The organism is Pseudonocardia bannensis (genome assembly GCF_012911875.1).
GTDB classification, from domain to species: domain Bacteria; phylum Actinomycetota; class Actinomycetes; order Mycobacteriales; family Pseudonocardiaceae; genus Pseudonocardia; species Pseudonocardia bannensis.
Genome location: NZ_JAAXKZ010000025.1, coordinates 38,568 through 53,460 on the forward strand (window position 1 = coordinate 38,568; position 14,893 = coordinate 53,460).

Sequence of the window (14,893 nt, forward strand, 5' to 3'; positions counted from 1 at the left end):
ACTGTGCTGGATCAATGCTTCCCATCAGTCACCGTGCGATGGCGTCCAGGTGAACGGAAAGGCTGGGGCCTGGCCTTTCACAACCCGGTCGGGCTCGGGCCGGGATCGTCCGATTCCTGTGCGTCTGGGCTCCGAAAGCCCCTTCGGACGCTCCGGTCCGTTTCGATGATCGGCCGCCGGCATCGGAGCCAATGCGCCAACGAGGGCGAATCACTCGGTCGAATGCGTTGACCATCGCATTAGAATCGTTACAATCGTGCTGCTCCACCGCGGAACCTCTGGTGGCGATCGCCCCCGTAGGCCAAGGTGCTCGCAGTACGGAACGTCAGGTTTTACGGCCACGGCTCACGCAGGTCGAAAGACCTCGGACGCAGTACTTCCCCCCGTTAGAAACGACTCTCGAGACAAGGGCGGGCTCTTCATGGGGTATCTCGACAACCTGATCATCAACACGGACAACTACAAGCACTGCCACTACCCGCTGTACCCCCCGGGCACTGAGTACGTCTCCAGCTACATCGAGTCCCGTGGCGGCGCCTTCCCCGTGACGATGTTCGTGGGGCTGCAGGCCTACCTGCGCGAGTACCTGATGCGCCCGATCACGCTCGAGGACATCGACGAGGCCGAGTTCGTCGTCCGCGAGCAGGGCATGCACTTCAACCGCGAGAACTGGATGGGCATCCTCAACGACTACGACGGCTACCTGCCCGTCGAGATCGAGGCCGTGCCCGAGGGCACCGTGCTGCCGGCCAGCAACGTACTCGTCCAGCTCATCAACACCGACCCGAAGTACTGGTGGGTCACCAGTTTCTTCGAGACCGCCCTGCTGCGCGCGGTCTGGTACCCGACCACGATCGGCACCGTCAGCTGGCTGTCGAAGCAGGTCATCAAGGAAGCGCTGCACCGCACCTCCGACCACCCCGAGCTGCTCCGGTTCATGCTGCACGACTACGGCGCCCGTGGCGTCAGCTCGCAGCAGTCCGCGGCGCTGGGCGGTCTCGCGCACCTGGTCAACTTCAACCAGAGCGACACGGTTCCCGGCATCCTCGCGGCGAAGCGCTACTACAACGCCGGCAAGGTCTCCAACTCCGGGCCCAACTCCGAGCACGCCGGGTTCTGCGCCTGGGGCCGCGACGGCGAGGCCGCGGCGATGCGCAACATGCTGGAGACCATGGCTCCCGACGGCTGCGCGCTGCTGCTGACCGACACCTACGACCACGAGAACGCGGTCAAGAACATCATCGGCAAGGAGCTCAACGACCAGATCCGGAACTTCCCGGGCCTGGTCGGCATCCGGCCGGACTCCGGTGACCCGGTGCAGGTCACCGCGGACACCACCGAGTGGCTGATGGACGCGTTCGGCTACGAGACGAACAGCAAGGGCTTCAAGGTGTTGCCCCCGTTCATCCGGACGGTCCAGGGCGACGGCGTGACCTTCACCAGCCTGCGCGCGATCTTCATCGAGATGGAGCGCCGTGGCCTGTCCGCCGAGAACGCCGTGTTCGGCATGGGCGGTGGGCTGCTGCAGCACTGGAACCGCGACACGATGAACTTCGGCCAGAAGGCCAACGCGGTCCGGGTCAACGGCGAGTGGCGCGACATCGCCAAGTCGCCGACGGGTTCCACGTTCAAGCTGTCCAAGAAGGGCCGGCTCGCGCTGAAGTACGAGAACGGCGAGTACTCGACCGTTGCGCGCGACTCGATCCCGCCGGAGCAGAACGTGCTGAAGCCGGTCTTCCGCAACGGCAAGCTGCTCAAGAAGTGGGACTTCACCGAGGTGATCGCGAACAGCGAGCGCGAGGTGCCCGAGTCCTACTACATCGACATCGTCGGACCGATGCGCGCGGCCGACAACGGAGCCGTCGCCGCCGTCGTCTAGATGCGATGACACCACGCCGCGCCGCACCCGGCCCGTCCGGGTGCGGCGCGGCGGGCACCGTCGGCCCGTCTGCCCCGAACAGTCCCGACGCGAGGAGTGCGCCGCGAGATGACGCAGTTGCCGAGCACCGACGGCCGGAAGTGGGAACCGCGGACATGAGCAGACTGCACATCTTCGACATGGACGGCACGTTGTTGCGCGGCGCCGCGTCGGTCGAGCTGTCGCGCTACCTCGGCAAGTTCGATCTGGCCAACGCCGTCGAGGAGGCCTGGGTACGCGGCGAGATCACCGACATCGAGTTCTTGGACCGAGTGCTGCCGCTCTGGGAGGGGATCAGCGAGGAGCAGATCGACCAGGCCTTCGAGGCGTCCCCGTGGATCGACGGGGTGGCCGAGGTGATGGCCGACATCGCCGTGCGCGGCGAGTACAGCACGGTGATCTCGCAGTCGCCGCGGTTCTTCGTCGAGCGCCTCATCCGATGGGGAGTGGGATCGGCCCACGGGGCCGGTGTGGTCCCGGGCGGGCGTTCCGGACACGACCTGCTGCTCACCGCGGAGGACAAGGTCACCATCGCCGATGTCCTGATGGCCGACTACGGGCTGACCGCGGCCGAGTGCGTCGCCTACGGCGACTCCACCTCCGACGTGCTGCTGTTCCAGCGGCTGCCGCACACCGTCGCGGTCAACGGCAACGCGAAGATCCGTGGGCTCGCCGCGGTGTCCTACGAGGGCACGGACCTGCGCGAGGCGTACGCGGCCGGGCGGGCGTTGTTCGAGTCCGCGAACGGGGCCGGAGCGGGCGGTTCCCCGCTGCGACGGCAGCAGGCCCGGTCGTGACGGCCACGGTCGACGCGGCGATCGGTGCCAGCGCGCACCGGGTGATCGCGGTGGGCCGATCGATCGCGGCCTCCTGCGCGGCCCGCAGGATCCCGGTCCAGGCCGAGATGGACGGCAAGAACGCCTCGGTGGTGCTCGCCGACGCGGACCTGAAGCTCGCCGCCGAGCAGGTGCTGCTCGGGGCCTTCCGCTCGACCGGGCAGAAGTGCACCGCGACCTCGCGGCTGATCGTGGAGCGCGCGGTCGCGGACGACCTGGTTTCGTGGCGCCGATGGTGCTGGAGTTGCCGTCGCGCGAGGTCGACCTCTGGCGTGACGAGCTGTTCGGCCCGGTCCTCGGTGTGCTGCGGCCGACGACTCCGGCGCCGCGTTCGCGCTGGCTGACGACAGCGCCTACGGCCTGTCCGCGGCGGTGTTCACCAACGACCTCGACCGGGCACTGCGGCCGTCGACCACCTGGACGTCGGGGTGCTGCACGTCGACTCCGAGCCCGCCGGGGCCGATCCGCACGTCCCGTTCGGCGGCGCCGAGCACAGCGGCTACGGGCCCGAGGAGCAGGGCCGCGCCTCGCGCGAATTCTTCACCCGCAGTACGACGGTCTACCTGCGGGGCGGCCGGGCGAGTCGGCCGAGGGGCCGGCCCGGCCTCATTCCGAGCGGCTGGGCTCGCTGTCGTCGTCGTCGGCGAGCTCGCGGCCGGCGCGTTCGGTGGTGCCGCCGCTCTGCTCGCCGTCCGTCCGGGTCGAGGTCGCAGCGCGGTCGTCGGGCTGGACCGGGCTCCCGGGCTCGGCCGGTCCGGTACCGGCCGCGGGGTCCGCCGCCCGGTACGCACGCCGGTCCTCGTCGCTCGCGGTGGTGCCGTGGTCGACCCGGCGGGAGACGACCCGGTCCTCCTCCTCGAGGTTGTCGGTCCGGGAGCTCTCGGTCGTCATGGGGTCCTCCGGTGGTCGGGTCGCTGCCGCGGACGGCCGGGCCGGCTCTGACCCCGGTGCTTGCCCACCGTTACCGCCGGGCAAACGTGGGCGATCACGCGCGGCATAAGGTGCCTGTCCATGACCAGCATGTGGGGCGCTCCGCTGCGGCAGCGCTGGGGCCGACGGGCCCGCAGGGACCCGCGGCAGGCCCGATTCCTCACCCTCGCCTCGCTGCGCTGGGTGCTGCGCAACCGGGCCTTCACACCCTGGTACCTGGTCCGCTACGCGCGGCTGCTGCGGTTCCGGCTCGCGAACCCCCATGTGGTCCTGCGGGGCATGGTGTTCCTCGGCAAGCGCGTGGAGCTGCACGCCCGGCCCGGCTACGGACGCCTCGAGATCGGCCGGTGGGTGCACATCGGTGACGGCAACTCGATCCGCTGCCACGAGGGCTCGCTGCGGATCGGTGACAAGGTCGTCTTCGGCAAGGACAACACGGTCAACTGCTACCTCGACGTCGAGATCGGTGCCGCGTCGATCATCGCGGACTGGGTCTACGTGACCGACTTCGACCATGTGACGAGCGACGTGCACCGGCCGATCAAGGACCAGGGCATCGTGAAGACGCCCGTGCGGATCGGGCCGGACTGCTGGCTCGGGGCCAAGGTCACGGTGCTGCGGGGCACCCGCGTCGGGCGGGGCAGCGTGCTCGGTGCGCACGCCGTCGTGCGGGGCGACATCCCTGAGTTCTCCATCGCCGTCGGTGCCCCGGCGCGGGTGGTGCGCAGCCGGATCGCCGACTACGAGGCGGACGCGGAGCGCCGCGCCGCGCTGGCCGACATCGCCCGCAAGACCGAGGCCGCCGTCCAGGAGCGGCTGGAGCGGGCCTGACCGGCGTGACGCGGGCCCGAATCGGAAACACCGTTGATCGCGACCGCGTTCGTATGGATGGGCGGGTGCGATCGGCGCCGTCGTCCACGGAGGACGAGGAAAGGACCGACCGTGTCGCGGGAGATCGAGAAGCGCCTGCGGATGCTCGCCGACGACTACGCCGAGGCCCTCAACCGGGCCGTCGCCGAGGGCCGTGAGGACCTCGTGGAGCAGCTCGCCGCGGAGTACCCCGACGCCGCGCTGCGCGTGCTGACCGAGGCCGCCTGACCGCGATCAGTCCGCCGGGCCGAACACGTTTCCCGTCGGGATCTTGGGCCGCTCCAGCTCGAGCGGGCCGCCGGCCGGCGTCTGCGCATAGACCGCGGCGGTCCGGGACGCGATGACCGACCAGTCGAAGTCGCTGCCCAGGCGGGAGCCGGCCGCGCGGGCCCGCACCGTCGCGGCGGCGGGGTCGTCGAGCACGGAGCCGACCGCCCGGGCCAGCCCCGGCACGTCCCCCGGAGTGAACGACACCCCCGTGATCCCGTCGAGGACGACCTCGCCCAGCCCTCCCGCCGACGACGCGACGAGCGGTGCGCCGGCTGCGGCGGCTTCGAGCGCCACGATGCCGAACGGCTCGTAGCGGCTCGGCAGCACGACGGCGTGGGCGGCGGCCAGCAGTGCGGCGAGCTCGGTGTCGGGCAGGTGCCCCACGAAGTCGATGCTGCGCCGTACCCGGTGCCGCCGGGCCTCGCCGACCAGGAACTCCTCCTGCGTGCCCCGCCCGGCGACGACCAGCCGGGTGCCCGGATGGCGGCGACGGATCCGCGGTAGCGCCGCGATCAGGTCCTGGACGCCCTTCTCGTACTCCAGACGTCCGAAGTAGAGCAGCAGCGGCTCGCCGGTGGGCGCGTACCGCTCGCGGGTGGCGGCCACCCGGCCCGCGCTCACCCGCCAGCCGCGCGGGGTGATCCCGTTGTGCACCACCGCGATCGCGTCGGGGTCCAGCTCGAACAGCGTGGCCACCTCGTCACGCATCGAGCGCGAGCACGTGATCACGGTGTCCGCCCGGTGGGCGAGCCACCACTCGATCGAGTGGACCTGCCGGTTCAGCGGTGCGGACAGCCATCCGGCGTGGCGGCCGGCCTCGGTGGCGTGCAGCGTAGCCACCAGCGGGGCGCCCAGCACGTCGGCCAGTGCGATGGCCGGGTGTGCCACGAGCCAGTCGTGGGCGTGCACGACGTCGGGACGCCAGTCCCCGAGCCGGGTCAGCGCGGCGCGGACCATCGCGTGGCCCATCGCGAGCGTCCAGGCGATCATGTCCCGCTCGAACTCGAGGTGCGCCGGATCCTCGGCTGCGCGCAGCACCCGGATCCCGTCCACCCGTTCGTCGACGGTGGGGTGCGTGGCGGCGTCGGAACCGGCGGGCCGCCGCGACAGCACGACGACCTCGTGGCCCGCCTCCGCCAGCTCGCGGGCCAGCTCATGGACGTGCCGGCCGAGCCCGCCGACCACGACCGGGGGGTACTCCCACGACACCATCAGCACCCGCATCCCGATGATCCTCGCAAACCCACGCCCTCCTGTTACCCGCGGGTAGGTCTTGATCCTCACGGGGAACGACCGCTCCGGCTGGGAAGCGCTAGCGCAACCCGCGGGCGTCGAGGTGGCCGAAGACGGCATCGCCGTCGCCCCAGCGCGCCACCCGTCGCGCGGCGGCGGTGCGCCGACCGGCGGTCAGCAGCCCGCTGAGCTCGGTGACCCGCGCGGCGTGCTGCTGTGCCCGTGCGCGGGCGTAGTCGGCGGCGGAGTCCTTGCTGACCATGAACGCCCAGTCGCTGGACAGCGCGAGGAGCGCCTGCCCGGCGACCGCGTCGAGCAACGGGTCCCGAACGGCCGCCCGGGTAGTGTGGTCGACCGCGGCGAGCAGCGCCCGCTGCACCCCGGCGTTCAGCTCCACCAGGTCGGAGACCTGCGCCCCCGCCCACACCCGCCAGTCCTTGCCCGATCCCCACGACGACGCGTTCAGCTCCACCGGCGCGCCGACCAGCCCGGCGTCGATCGCTCCGGCCAGCGTCGTCACCCGCACCCCGGCCTCCGGAAGTGCCCGCAGCACCGCCTCCAGCCACGCCGGGCCCTCGTGCCACCAGTGCCCGAACAGCTCCGTGTCGAACGCGGCGACGGTGAGTCCGGGACGGCCCAGTTGCGCGCGCAGGTCCAGCAACCGGTCCCGGACCGTCGTCACGAAGTCGGTGGCGTCGCGCTCGACGGCCGCTGCCGCCCGCGCCGGGTCGTAGGGCCGCTTGCGTTCCGGGGAGACCGTGCGCCCGGTGACCCGCGCCGGCTTGAGGCCCGACGGGTGGTCGTAGGTGTGGAAGTCCCGGTAGTCGCGCCCGCCCGGGTAGCCCTTGCGTGGCGACCACACGCGGTACGTGACGTCGAGGTCGCGGCCGAAGCACACCACGTCGGAGTCTCCGACGGTCCTCCCCAGCCCGGTCTCGCCGCGCAGCGCGGGCCCGTCCACCAGGAAGCGCCGCACCCCGGCCGCCGCGTAGCCGTGCTCCATCCCCGGCGCGTACCCGCACTCGGGCGCCCAGATCCCCTCGGGCCGGTCGCCGATCCGCCACCCGGTGTCGGCCAGCCCGGTCTCCAGCGCGAACGCGCGCACCCGCTCGTCGAGCAGCGGGCTGAACGGGTGGGTCGCCGGGCCGCCGATCAACTCCAGCGCGCCGGCATCGGTGAGCTCTCGCAGCACCGGAGATCCGCCGTGCCGCCATCGGTCCTCGAACTCGCTGAGCGCGGCGGAGGCGAGGCGGTGCTCGTGCGCGGCGAGGTCGGGCAGCCGCGCCGACGCCCCGTGCGCCCGCAACTGCCAACCGCCCAGCCAGTCGTGCATGCCGCGCAGGCAGTGCGGGTCGTCGAGCTGGGCGGCGAGGACAGGGGTGACCCCGAGGGTGAGCAGGTCGCGGCGGCCCTCGGCGGCCAGCCTCCGGACGACGTCGAGCACCGGCAGGTACGAGTGTGCCCACGACTGGTAGAGCCATTCCTCGCCGACCGGCCAGCGCCCGTGGTTCGCCAGCCAGGGCAGGTGGCTGTGCAGCACCAGGCAGAACGTGCCGACCGGCTCCGATCGGGTCGGGACCGCCCCGGGCGTCGGTCCGGACGGCTCCGGAAGCCTGCGCGCGCCTACCACCGGAACGGCGTCGATGCCCACCGCTGCCGTCCCCTCGTCACCCGATCCGAACCCGATCCGAACCGCGGCCCACGCTAGCCCGCGTGCCACGGGGCCCGACCGGCGCCCGCCGTGGCGTTGTTTCACTGCTGCGGCCCGGGCCACCCTCACCGGTCCGTCGCGGCAGCTGATCGGGGAGGAACGATGAGTGGTCCGGGTGCGCCGATGGACCCGACGACACGGTGGCTGGCCGGCCTGGCTGCGGCGCTCGTCGGGCTGCTCGCCATCGGGCTGCTGGGCACGGGCGCCCTGCTGATGTGGGCGCAGAACCTGCGCGAGGACGACGGCTTCTTCACCACCCCCATCCAGCGGTTGGGCAGTGACGGTGTCGCCGTGAGCAGCGGCGAGGTGAAGCCCGAACTGAGCGCCCTACCCCTCGGTGTCGCCGACCTGGCCGGCGACAGCGGCACGGTCCGGCTCCGGGTCACCGCGCTGCTCGGGGACCCGGTCTTCGTCGGCATCGGCCCCCGGCAGGTTGTCGCCGACTATCTCCGGGGCGCGCGCTACGACGAGATCGTCGAGATCGGCACGGAACCGAACTCGGCCGTCACCCGGCAGCACGACGGCACGACGGTCGTCCCGCCACCTGGCCGCCAGCTGTTCTGGGTGGCCGCGGCGGAGGGGCTGGGGACGCAGACCGTCCTCTGGCCGGTGCAGGGGAGCGACTACTCGCTCGTGGTCATGAACGCCGACGGCGAGCGCCCGGTGAGCGTCGACGCGATCGCCGCGAGGCGGGTCCCGTTCCTCACCCCCATCGCGGTCGCGCTGATGACCTTCGGCATGCTCCTGCTCGGTGGGAGCCTTCTGCTGGGCCTCAGTGCCTGGACCGGACGCCCCCTCGTGCAACCCGCCGGGCGGCCGCCCGAAGCGGCCGGCTGGGCCTACCCGGCCCGCGTGGAGGCGCGGTTGGACGAGCCCCTCAGCCGATGGTTGTGGCTGGTCAAGGGGTTGCTGCTGATCCCGCACCTGATCGTGCTCGCCGTGCTGTGGAGCGTTTTCGTCGTGCTGACGCTCGTGGCCGCCGTCTCGATCGTGGCCACCGAGCGCTACCCCAGACCGATCTTCGACATCAACGTGGGCGTGCTGCGCTGGACCTGGCGGGTCGCCTACTACGGCTACTGGGCCCTGGGCACGGACCGGTACCCGCCGTTCACCCTCGCCCCGGTCGACTACCCGGCGATCCTCGTGATCGCCTACCCGCCACGGCTCTCGCGCGCGCTGGCGATCTTCGCCTGGCTGCTGGCCGCTCCGCACGTCCTGGTCGTGGCGTTCCTGGTGGGCCTGTGGGGGCCGTTGAGCAGCGGCGTCCCGCCGTTCGGGGTCGGGGGCCTCGTCATCCTGCTGACCCTGGTGGCCGGCGGCGCGCTGATGGTGCATGGCCGCTACCCGCGGGATCTGTTCGACCTGAACGTCGGGTTCGACAGGTGGACGTTCCGGGTGCTCGTCTACCTCGCACTGATGACCGACGAGTACCCGCCGTTCCGGCTGGACGGCGGCGCCGTGGAACCGGCCGCGGTGGGGATTCCCGCGCAGCGGCGGTCCGCAGAGCCGGCACCGGGACCGTCCCGGGGGGTGCCGCGCTCGTCCCAGGCCGATCCGCGGCGGTCCGGGACCGGGCCGCGAACCCAGGCCGACCGGTAGCGCGGTCAGGGCCGCACGGCCAGCGCCACCAGATCCAGGCTCGCGTCGAGGTCGTCGGCCCTCAGCTCGAAGTCGTCACAGCGCACCGACGCGACGTCGAGGCACAGCGCCTCCGGCCACGGCGCACCGGCCACCGCCAGCTGCACCTGGGCGTCGATCAGCGACCCGCCGTGCCGGGCGTCGAGCTCGCGCAGCCGCGGCCCGTGGTGCAGCCCGAGCAGTTCGATGTCGGCGAACCCGGCGTCATGCACCAGTCCGGCGAGCTCGGCCGGGTCCAGCTCCCGGGTGTGGAACGGGTTCAGCGGGGTGTCCCGGCCGGGGGAGAAGGTGATCCGGTTCGGGGTGCTGATCAGCAGCGCGCCGCCCGGCCGCAGCGCCCGCGCGCACTCGCGCAGGAACCGGTCCTGCTCCCAGAGGTGCTCGATGACCTGCAGGGACACCACGGCATCGACCGAGGCGGTGCCGACCGGCAGCGCGACGAGGTTGGCCCGGGCCACCGCGACCCGCGGGTAGCGGTGGGCGACATGGGTGGCGGTGAGCGCGTCGTAATCCAGCCCGAGGACCCGGCGCGCGACGCCGGCGAGCCGGTCGGCGCCGTAACCCTCCCCGCAGCCGGCCTCGAGCACGGTCGCTCCCACGCACCGCGGCGCGAGGGCGTCGTAGACGACCTCGTGGCGGCGGAACCAGTAGTTCTCCTCGGCGATGCCGGGGACCGTCCGCTCACCGGTGAGCGGGAGCCCGTCGGTGTGGCCGTCGTGGACGCGGGTCATCGCCACCACGTCCGGGCGCTCGGTACGACTCTCACCGGCAGGGAACCTACCGGCGGCTCGCGGCCGGCCCGGGCGGGCCCCGGGGACGGCCGGGCGGCTACTCCGGGTCGGGGGCGCCCTCGACGGTGATGACGCCGCCCACGTTGTAGCGCAACCAGTCCAGCACCGTCGGGTCCTGCAACGTCAACGGCACCTCCGGTCCCGACCAGCCGAGCAGCGCTACGGGCCGGTGGGCCAGCGCGTCGCGCAGCATCGCGGCCAGTTCCGGGGTGGCCACCACGCTCAGCCCGTCGTGGCTCACGGTCTGCGTGCCCGGTGCGTCCGCGTCGGCGTGCGGGCCGGTGCGCACCACGTAGCCGCATCCCTGCCGGTCGTCGTATCCGGTCACCAGCACGGTCGCCTCCTGTCCGGCGACGGGCCGCTGCTGCAACCCGGGTGCGCTCGGGCTCTGCCGCGCAGGTGCACGCCGCTGGGGCGACCCTATCCAGCCCACCGGCGGTGTCCAGTGGAGCCGGGTCGCCTCCGGTGGCCGCCGGGCAGTCCCGCTGCGGGGCCCTGTTCGCGATGGTCAGCGGCGGCCCCGGAACCGGGCGAGCAGGCTGCGGGCCCGCTGCTGGTTGCGCGGGTCGCTCGCGAGCCGGCGCCCCTGCTCGGTGAGCCGGCGACCCTGGGGGCTGCTCAGGAACCTCGTGATCCGGCCGAGGAGTGGCACGACATCCTCCGCTGTTCTCGTGCGCATGGGCGTGACCGACCAGCCAAACACGTGCCGGCGACGACCGCAGGACGGGCGAACAGTTCCATCATCTGACGGATACGGTGAGGACTCTCACCTCCACCCCGATTGCCGTGCGGATACCCCCCGGTAACAATGCTCCAGAGGTCGCCCGCCCCGCCGCTCCGCGGCCGTGGCTGGCAGAGTCGACACATCGACGGGTGCCGTGCGACACGCCCCGGGGCAACCCGGGGGCCGGGCCGCGATACCCGGAACCCGTGCGACAAGGTTCGACAGACGAGAGCGGCGCGCCCGCCCGGGCGTCGCCGGCACCGGCAGGAGGTCGAAGAGGTCCGATGAACATCGTCGTGCTGGTCAAGCAGGTGCCGGACACCTACTCCGAGCGCAAGCTGTCCGACTCCGACCACACACTCGATCGGGATGCCACCGACGCGGTGCTCGACGAGATCAACGAGCGGGCGGTCGAGGCGGCGCTGCAGCTCAAGGAAGCGAACGGCGGCGAGGTGACCGTCGTGACGATCGGCCCGGACCGGGCGACGGACGCGATCCGCAAGGCGCTGTCGATGGGCGCGGACAAGGCCGTGCACCTGTCGGACGAGGCGATCCACGGGTCGTGCGCGGTGCAGACCGCGAAGGCGCTGGCCAAGGTGATCAGCACTGCGGTCGGCGCTCCGGGTGAGGGGTTCGACCTGGTGCTGGCGGGCAACGAGGCGTCGGACGGGCGCGCGGGTGCGGTGCCGGCGATGGTGGCCGACGTGCTCGGGCTGCCGGCCCTGACCCACGCCCGGGAGATCACGGTCTCCGGTTCGTCGGTGTCGGTGAAGCGGGAGACCGACGACGGGGTGACGCACCTGACCGCGGAGCTGCCCGCCGTGGTGAGCGTGGGCGAGAAGATCAACGAGCCGCGGTACCCGTCGTTCAAGGGGATCATGGCGGCGAAGAAGAAGCCGGTGACCACGCTGTCGCTGGCCGACGCCGGGATCGACGCCTCCGAGGTGGGGATCGCGAACGCGCTGACGTCGGTGACGTCGTCGCAGCCCAAGCCGCCGAAGAGCGCGGGCGAGAAGATCGAGGACGAGGGCGACGCCGGTGCCAAGATCGCCGCGTTCCTGGTGTCCCAGAAGCTGATCTGACCAACCCCCGACGAGAGTTCAAGGAGAGACGGCAATGGCAGAGGTGCTGGTCCTCGTCGACCACGTCGAGGGTGAGATCAAGAAGGTCAGCTACGAGCTGCTGACCGCGGCGCGTGCGCTGGGTGAGCCGGCGGCGGTCGTCGTCGGCCCGGCGGGGACGGCGGGCAAGCTGTCCGACGGGCTGAAGGCGCACGGCGCGGCGAAGATCTACGTCGCGGAGACCGACTCGACCGACTTCCTGAGCCCCGAGGTCTCGGTGCTCGAGTCGCTCATCGGTTCGGTGAACCCGGCGGCGGTGCTGATCGGGGTGTCGGCGGACGGCAAGGAGATCGCCGGCCGGGTGGCCGTGCGGACGAACTCGGCGCTGCTGGGCGACGTCGTCGGCGTGTCCGGCGGAGATGCTGTCGGGGTGACGCACTCGGTGTTCGGTGGGGCCTACATCGCCGAGGCGAAGGCGAACACCGAGCACCCGGTGATCACGGTGCGGCCGGGTTCGGTGGAGATCGAGCCGGTCGACGGTGCGGGTGTCGAGGAGTCGGTGCAGGTCGGCGCCGCGTCGGGCCGGTCGGCCGCGGTGACCAGCCGGGAGCCGATCACCGGTGGTGACCGTCCGGAGCTGACCGAGGCGAGCGTGGTCGTGTCCGGTGGTCGTGGTGTCGGGTCGGCCGATGACTTCGCGCTGGTCGAGGGCCTGGCCGACTCGCTGGGTGCGGCGGTGGGCGCGTCGCGCGCCGCGGTCGACTCCGGCTACTACCCGCACCAGTTCCAGGTCGGGCAGACCGGTAAGACCGTGTCTCCGCAGCTCTACATCGCGCTGGGCATCTCGGGTGCGATCCAGCACCGGGCCGGGATGCAGACCTCGAAGACGATCATCGCGGTGAACAAGGACGCCGAGGCGCCGATCTTCGAGATCGCCGACTTCGGTGTCGTCGGGGACCTGTTCAAGGTCGCCCCGCAGCTCAAGGACGAGATCGCCAAGCGCAAGTCCTGATCTGCTCGACGCTCTACCCGGTGCCCCCGGCACGGCCTCCCGCCGTCCGGGGGCACCGGCGTTCTCGGGCCCTGTCGCCGATTGCCGACCCCACCGGGTGACACGGGCCGGCACACCCGGTGATGTCCGGTCGCGTTCACCGACCTGCCATCCCGGCGTCGTCACCGTCCCGTCCACGCGTTTCCCGGACCCCGTACCAACTGCGGGTGTGACCTCCTCACAGGTACTGGTCCGGACGCCGGAGGCCGCCGCGTCCCGGTACTCCCTGTTGCTGACCACCGACTCCGACGAGGTGTGCGCCGCCCAGCGGCTGCGCCACCGCGTCTTCGCCGACGAGCTGGGCGCCACCCTGCACAGCCCGATCGCCGGGCTCGACGCCGACCGTTTCGACGAGTTCTGCGACCACCTGGTCGTCCGCGACGACCACACCGGTGAGATCGTCGGGACCTACCGGATGCTGCCGCCGGCCCGGGTCCGGGCCGCGGGCGGACTGTACGCCGAGAGCGAGTTCGTCGTCTCCGCCCTCGACCCGCTGCGGTCCTCCCTGGTGGAGGCGGGCCGGTCGTGCGTGCATCCCGAGCACCGCGGTGGCGCCGTCGTCGGCCTGGTGTGGGCCGGCATCGCCCGCTACATGCTGCTGACCGGTAACCGGTGGCTGGCCGGGTGCGCGAGCGTGCAGCTCGGCGACGGCGGCGCACTGGCCGCCGGCGTCTGGGACCGGGTGAGCGCCCGGCACCTGTCCCCGCAGCGGTACCGGGTCCGGCCGCTGAACCCCTGGGACCCGGCGGCCACCCGGCACCGCCGCACCACGATGCCGCCGCTGCTGCGCGGCTACCTGCGGCTCGGCGCGTGGGTCTGCGGGCCGCCCGCGCACGACCCGGGCTTCGGTGTCGCCGACTTCCTCGTGCTGCTCGGCCTGGACCACATGGACGAGCGGTACCTGCGGTTCTTCCTCGGGGACGAGCGATGAGCGCCGAGCGCGCTCGCGTGACCGCGCCCCGGGCCGGGATCGTGCACCCCACCCATCCCGGGGTGCCGGCCCTCGCGCACCGGCCCGGCGGGCCGTGGGCGCCGTGCTCGCCGTGCGGACCGGACTGCCTCCCGGCCCCGGCCCGCCCGGGTGTCGCGGCACGGCTGCGGGTGTCCCGCCGGCTGGCTGCGCTGTCCTGCTGGGTGCTCGTCGCGGTCCCGCTCGTGGCCGTGCTGCCGCTCTGCCGGACACGCGGGCGCCGTCGGGTGACGAGCGGGCTGTTCCGGGGCGTCCTCGGCGCGACCGGGGTCCGCCTGCGTGTCACCGGGTCGATGTCCCACGAGGGGTCGTCGGGCGTGCTCGTCGTGGCGAACCACCTGTCCTGGATCGACGTGCTCGCGCTCGGAGCCGTGCAGCCGGTGCGGATGCTGGCCAAGCGCGAGGTGCGTGACTGGCCGGTCATCGGGTGGCTGGCGCAGCGCAGCGGGGCGCTGTTCGTGGACCGTTCCGGCCTGCGCGGGCTGCCCGAGGTGGTCGCCGACGCCGCGGCGGCGCTGCGGGCGGGGGCGAGCATCGGGGTGTTCCCGGAGGGCACGACGTGGTGCGGGTCGGCGTCCGGGCCGTTCCGCCGGGCCGCGTTCCAGGCCGCGATCGATGCCGGGGTACCGGTCCGGCCGGTGTCGATCGACCTCCGGCTGCCCGACGGGCGCCCCACGACCGAGGGCGCGTTCGTCGGGGATCAGACGCTGTTCGACTCGCTGCTGCGGGTACTGCGGCTGCCCGCATTGGTGTGCGAGGCCACCGTGCACCCGCAGATCACCCCGCTACCCGGGGAGGACCGGCGTGCGCTGGCCCTGCGGGCCCAGGACGTCGTGGCGTCGGTGACAGGTGTCCGAGCCGGCAGCCGGGAGCGCACCGCCCCACCCGCC

The 14,893-nt window shown here is 72.4% G+C and carries 16 protein-coding genes; 10 read left to right on the forward strand and 6 right to left on the reverse strand.

All coding sequences use genetic code 11. The features are described 5' to 3' along the window. The first annotated feature begins 421 nt into the window (after positions 1–421). The 3 genes from HF519_RS09605 to HF519_RS30365 all read left to right on the forward strand — a co-directional run bounded on the left by HF519_RS09605 (position 422) and on the right by HF519_RS30365 (position 3,098). Positions 422–1,879, forward strand: coding sequence for a nicotinate phosphoribosyltransferase (locus HF519_RS09605; RefSeq protein ID WP_169412298.1), 1,458 nt, complete (start codon positions 422–424; stop codon positions 1,877–1,879). Between the two features lie 155 nt (positions 1,880–2,034). After that, positions 2,035–2,715: an HAD family hydrolase gene (locus HF519_RS09610; protein ID WP_169412300.1), complete on the forward strand. Its 681-nt coding sequence runs from the start codon at positions 2,035–2,037 to the stop codon at positions 2,713–2,715. Then, positions 2,712–3,098 carry an aldehyde dehydrogenase family protein gene (locus HF519_RS30365; protein ID WP_312860015.1) on the forward strand — a complete coding sequence of 129 codons (387 nt, stop codon included), beginning with the start codon at positions 2,712–2,714 and terminating at the stop codon, positions 3,096–3,098. Before HF519_RS09610 ends, HF519_RS30365 begins: the two co-directional genes overlap by 4 nt. A gap of 262 nt (positions 3,099–3,360) precedes the next feature. Here HF519_RS30365 and HF519_RS09620 read toward each other — a convergent pair whose 3' ends face one another. Beyond that, entirely contained in the window at positions 3,361–3,645 is a 285-nt protein-coding gene (locus HF519_RS09620; RefSeq protein ID WP_169412302.1) for a hypothetical protein, read from the reverse strand. Between the two features lie 120 nt (positions 3,646–3,765). Here HF519_RS09620 and HF519_RS09625 point away from each other — a divergent pair, with 120 nt between their 5' ends. Then, on the forward strand, positions 3,766–4,515 hold the full coding sequence (locus tag HF519_RS09625; RefSeq protein WP_169412303.1) for an acyltransferase: 750 nt from the start codon (positions 3,766–3,768) through the stop codon (positions 4,513–4,515). Positions 4,516–4,626: 111 nt separating this feature from the next. Further along, positions 4,627–4,782, forward strand: a complete 156-nt coding sequence (locus HF519_RS09630; protein WP_169412305.1) for a hypothetical protein — start codon at positions 4,627–4,629, stop codon at positions 4,780–4,782. A gap of 6 nt (positions 4,783–4,788) precedes the next feature. Here the strand turns inward: HF519_RS09630 and HF519_RS09635 are convergent, their stop codons facing one another. Continuing rightward, positions 4,789–6,048 carry a glycosyltransferase family 4 protein gene (locus HF519_RS09635; RefSeq protein WP_169412307.1) on the reverse strand — a complete coding sequence of 420 codons (1,260 nt, stop codon included), beginning with the start codon at positions 6,046–6,048 and terminating at the stop codon, positions 4,789–4,791. Positions 6,049–6,136: 88 nt separating this feature from the next. Next, positions 6,137–7,597, reverse strand: a complete 1,461-nt coding sequence (locus HF519_RS09640; protein WP_312860017.1) for a 1,4-alpha-glucan branching protein domain-containing protein — start codon at positions 7,595–7,597, stop codon at positions 6,137–6,139. Between the two features lie 294 nt (positions 7,598–7,891). On the opposite strand from HF519_RS09640, the gene HF519_RS32785 reads away from it, so the two are divergent. Continuing rightward, positions 7,892–9,367, forward strand: coding sequence for a DUF4389 domain-containing protein (locus HF519_RS32785; RefSeq protein ID WP_312860016.1), 1,476 nt, complete (start codon positions 7,892–7,894; stop codon positions 9,365–9,367). 5 nt (positions 9,368–9,372) lie between these two features. Here the strand turns inward: HF519_RS32785 and HF519_RS09650 are convergent, their stop codons facing one another. The 3 genes from HF519_RS09650 to HF519_RS09660 all read right to left on the reverse strand — a co-directional run bounded on the left by HF519_RS09650 (position 9,373) and on the right by HF519_RS09660 (position 10,849). Continuing rightward, on the reverse strand, positions 9,373–10,137 hold the full coding sequence (locus HF519_RS09650; protein WP_169412308.1) for a class I SAM-dependent methyltransferase: 765 nt from the start codon (positions 10,135–10,137) through the stop codon (positions 9,373–9,375). Positions 10,138–10,234: 97 nt separating this feature from the next. Beyond that, entirely contained in the window at positions 10,235–10,531 is a 297-nt protein-coding gene (locus HF519_RS09655; RefSeq protein ID WP_169412310.1) for a hypothetical protein, read from the reverse strand. A 174-nt stretch (positions 10,532–10,705) separates the two neighbouring features. Next, positions 10,706–10,849, reverse strand: a complete 144-nt coding sequence (locus HF519_RS09660; RefSeq protein WP_169412258.1) for a hypothetical protein — start codon at positions 10,847–10,849, stop codon at positions 10,706–10,708. Between the two features lie 356 nt (positions 10,850–11,205). Between HF519_RS09660 and HF519_RS09665 the strand changes: the two genes are divergently transcribed. The 4 genes from HF519_RS09665 to HF519_RS09680 form a co-directional block, all read left to right on the forward strand. Beyond that, complete coding sequence (locus tag HF519_RS09665; protein ID WP_169412312.1) at positions 11,206–12,003, forward strand: electron transfer flavoprotein subunit beta/FixA family protein; 798 nt, start codon at positions 11,206–11,208, stop codon at positions 12,001–12,003. A 34-nt stretch (positions 12,004–12,037) separates the two neighbouring features. Further along, positions 12,038–12,994: an electron transfer flavoprotein subunit alpha/FixB family protein gene (locus HF519_RS09670; RefSeq protein WP_169412313.1), complete on the forward strand. Its 957-nt coding sequence runs from the start codon at positions 12,038–12,040 to the stop codon at positions 12,992–12,994. Between the two features lie 208 nt (positions 12,995–13,202). Continuing rightward, a complete protein-coding gene (locus tag HF519_RS09675; RefSeq protein WP_169412314.1) occupies positions 13,203–13,964 on the forward strand; it encodes a GNAT family N-acetyltransferase in 762 nt (253 codons plus the stop codon). Next, a partial coding sequence (locus tag HF519_RS09680; protein WP_169412315.1) for a lysophospholipid acyltransferase family protein occupies positions 13,961–14,893 on the forward strand: 933 nt, incomplete at its 3' end. The genes HF519_RS09675 and HF519_RS09680, both read left to right, overlap by 4 nt.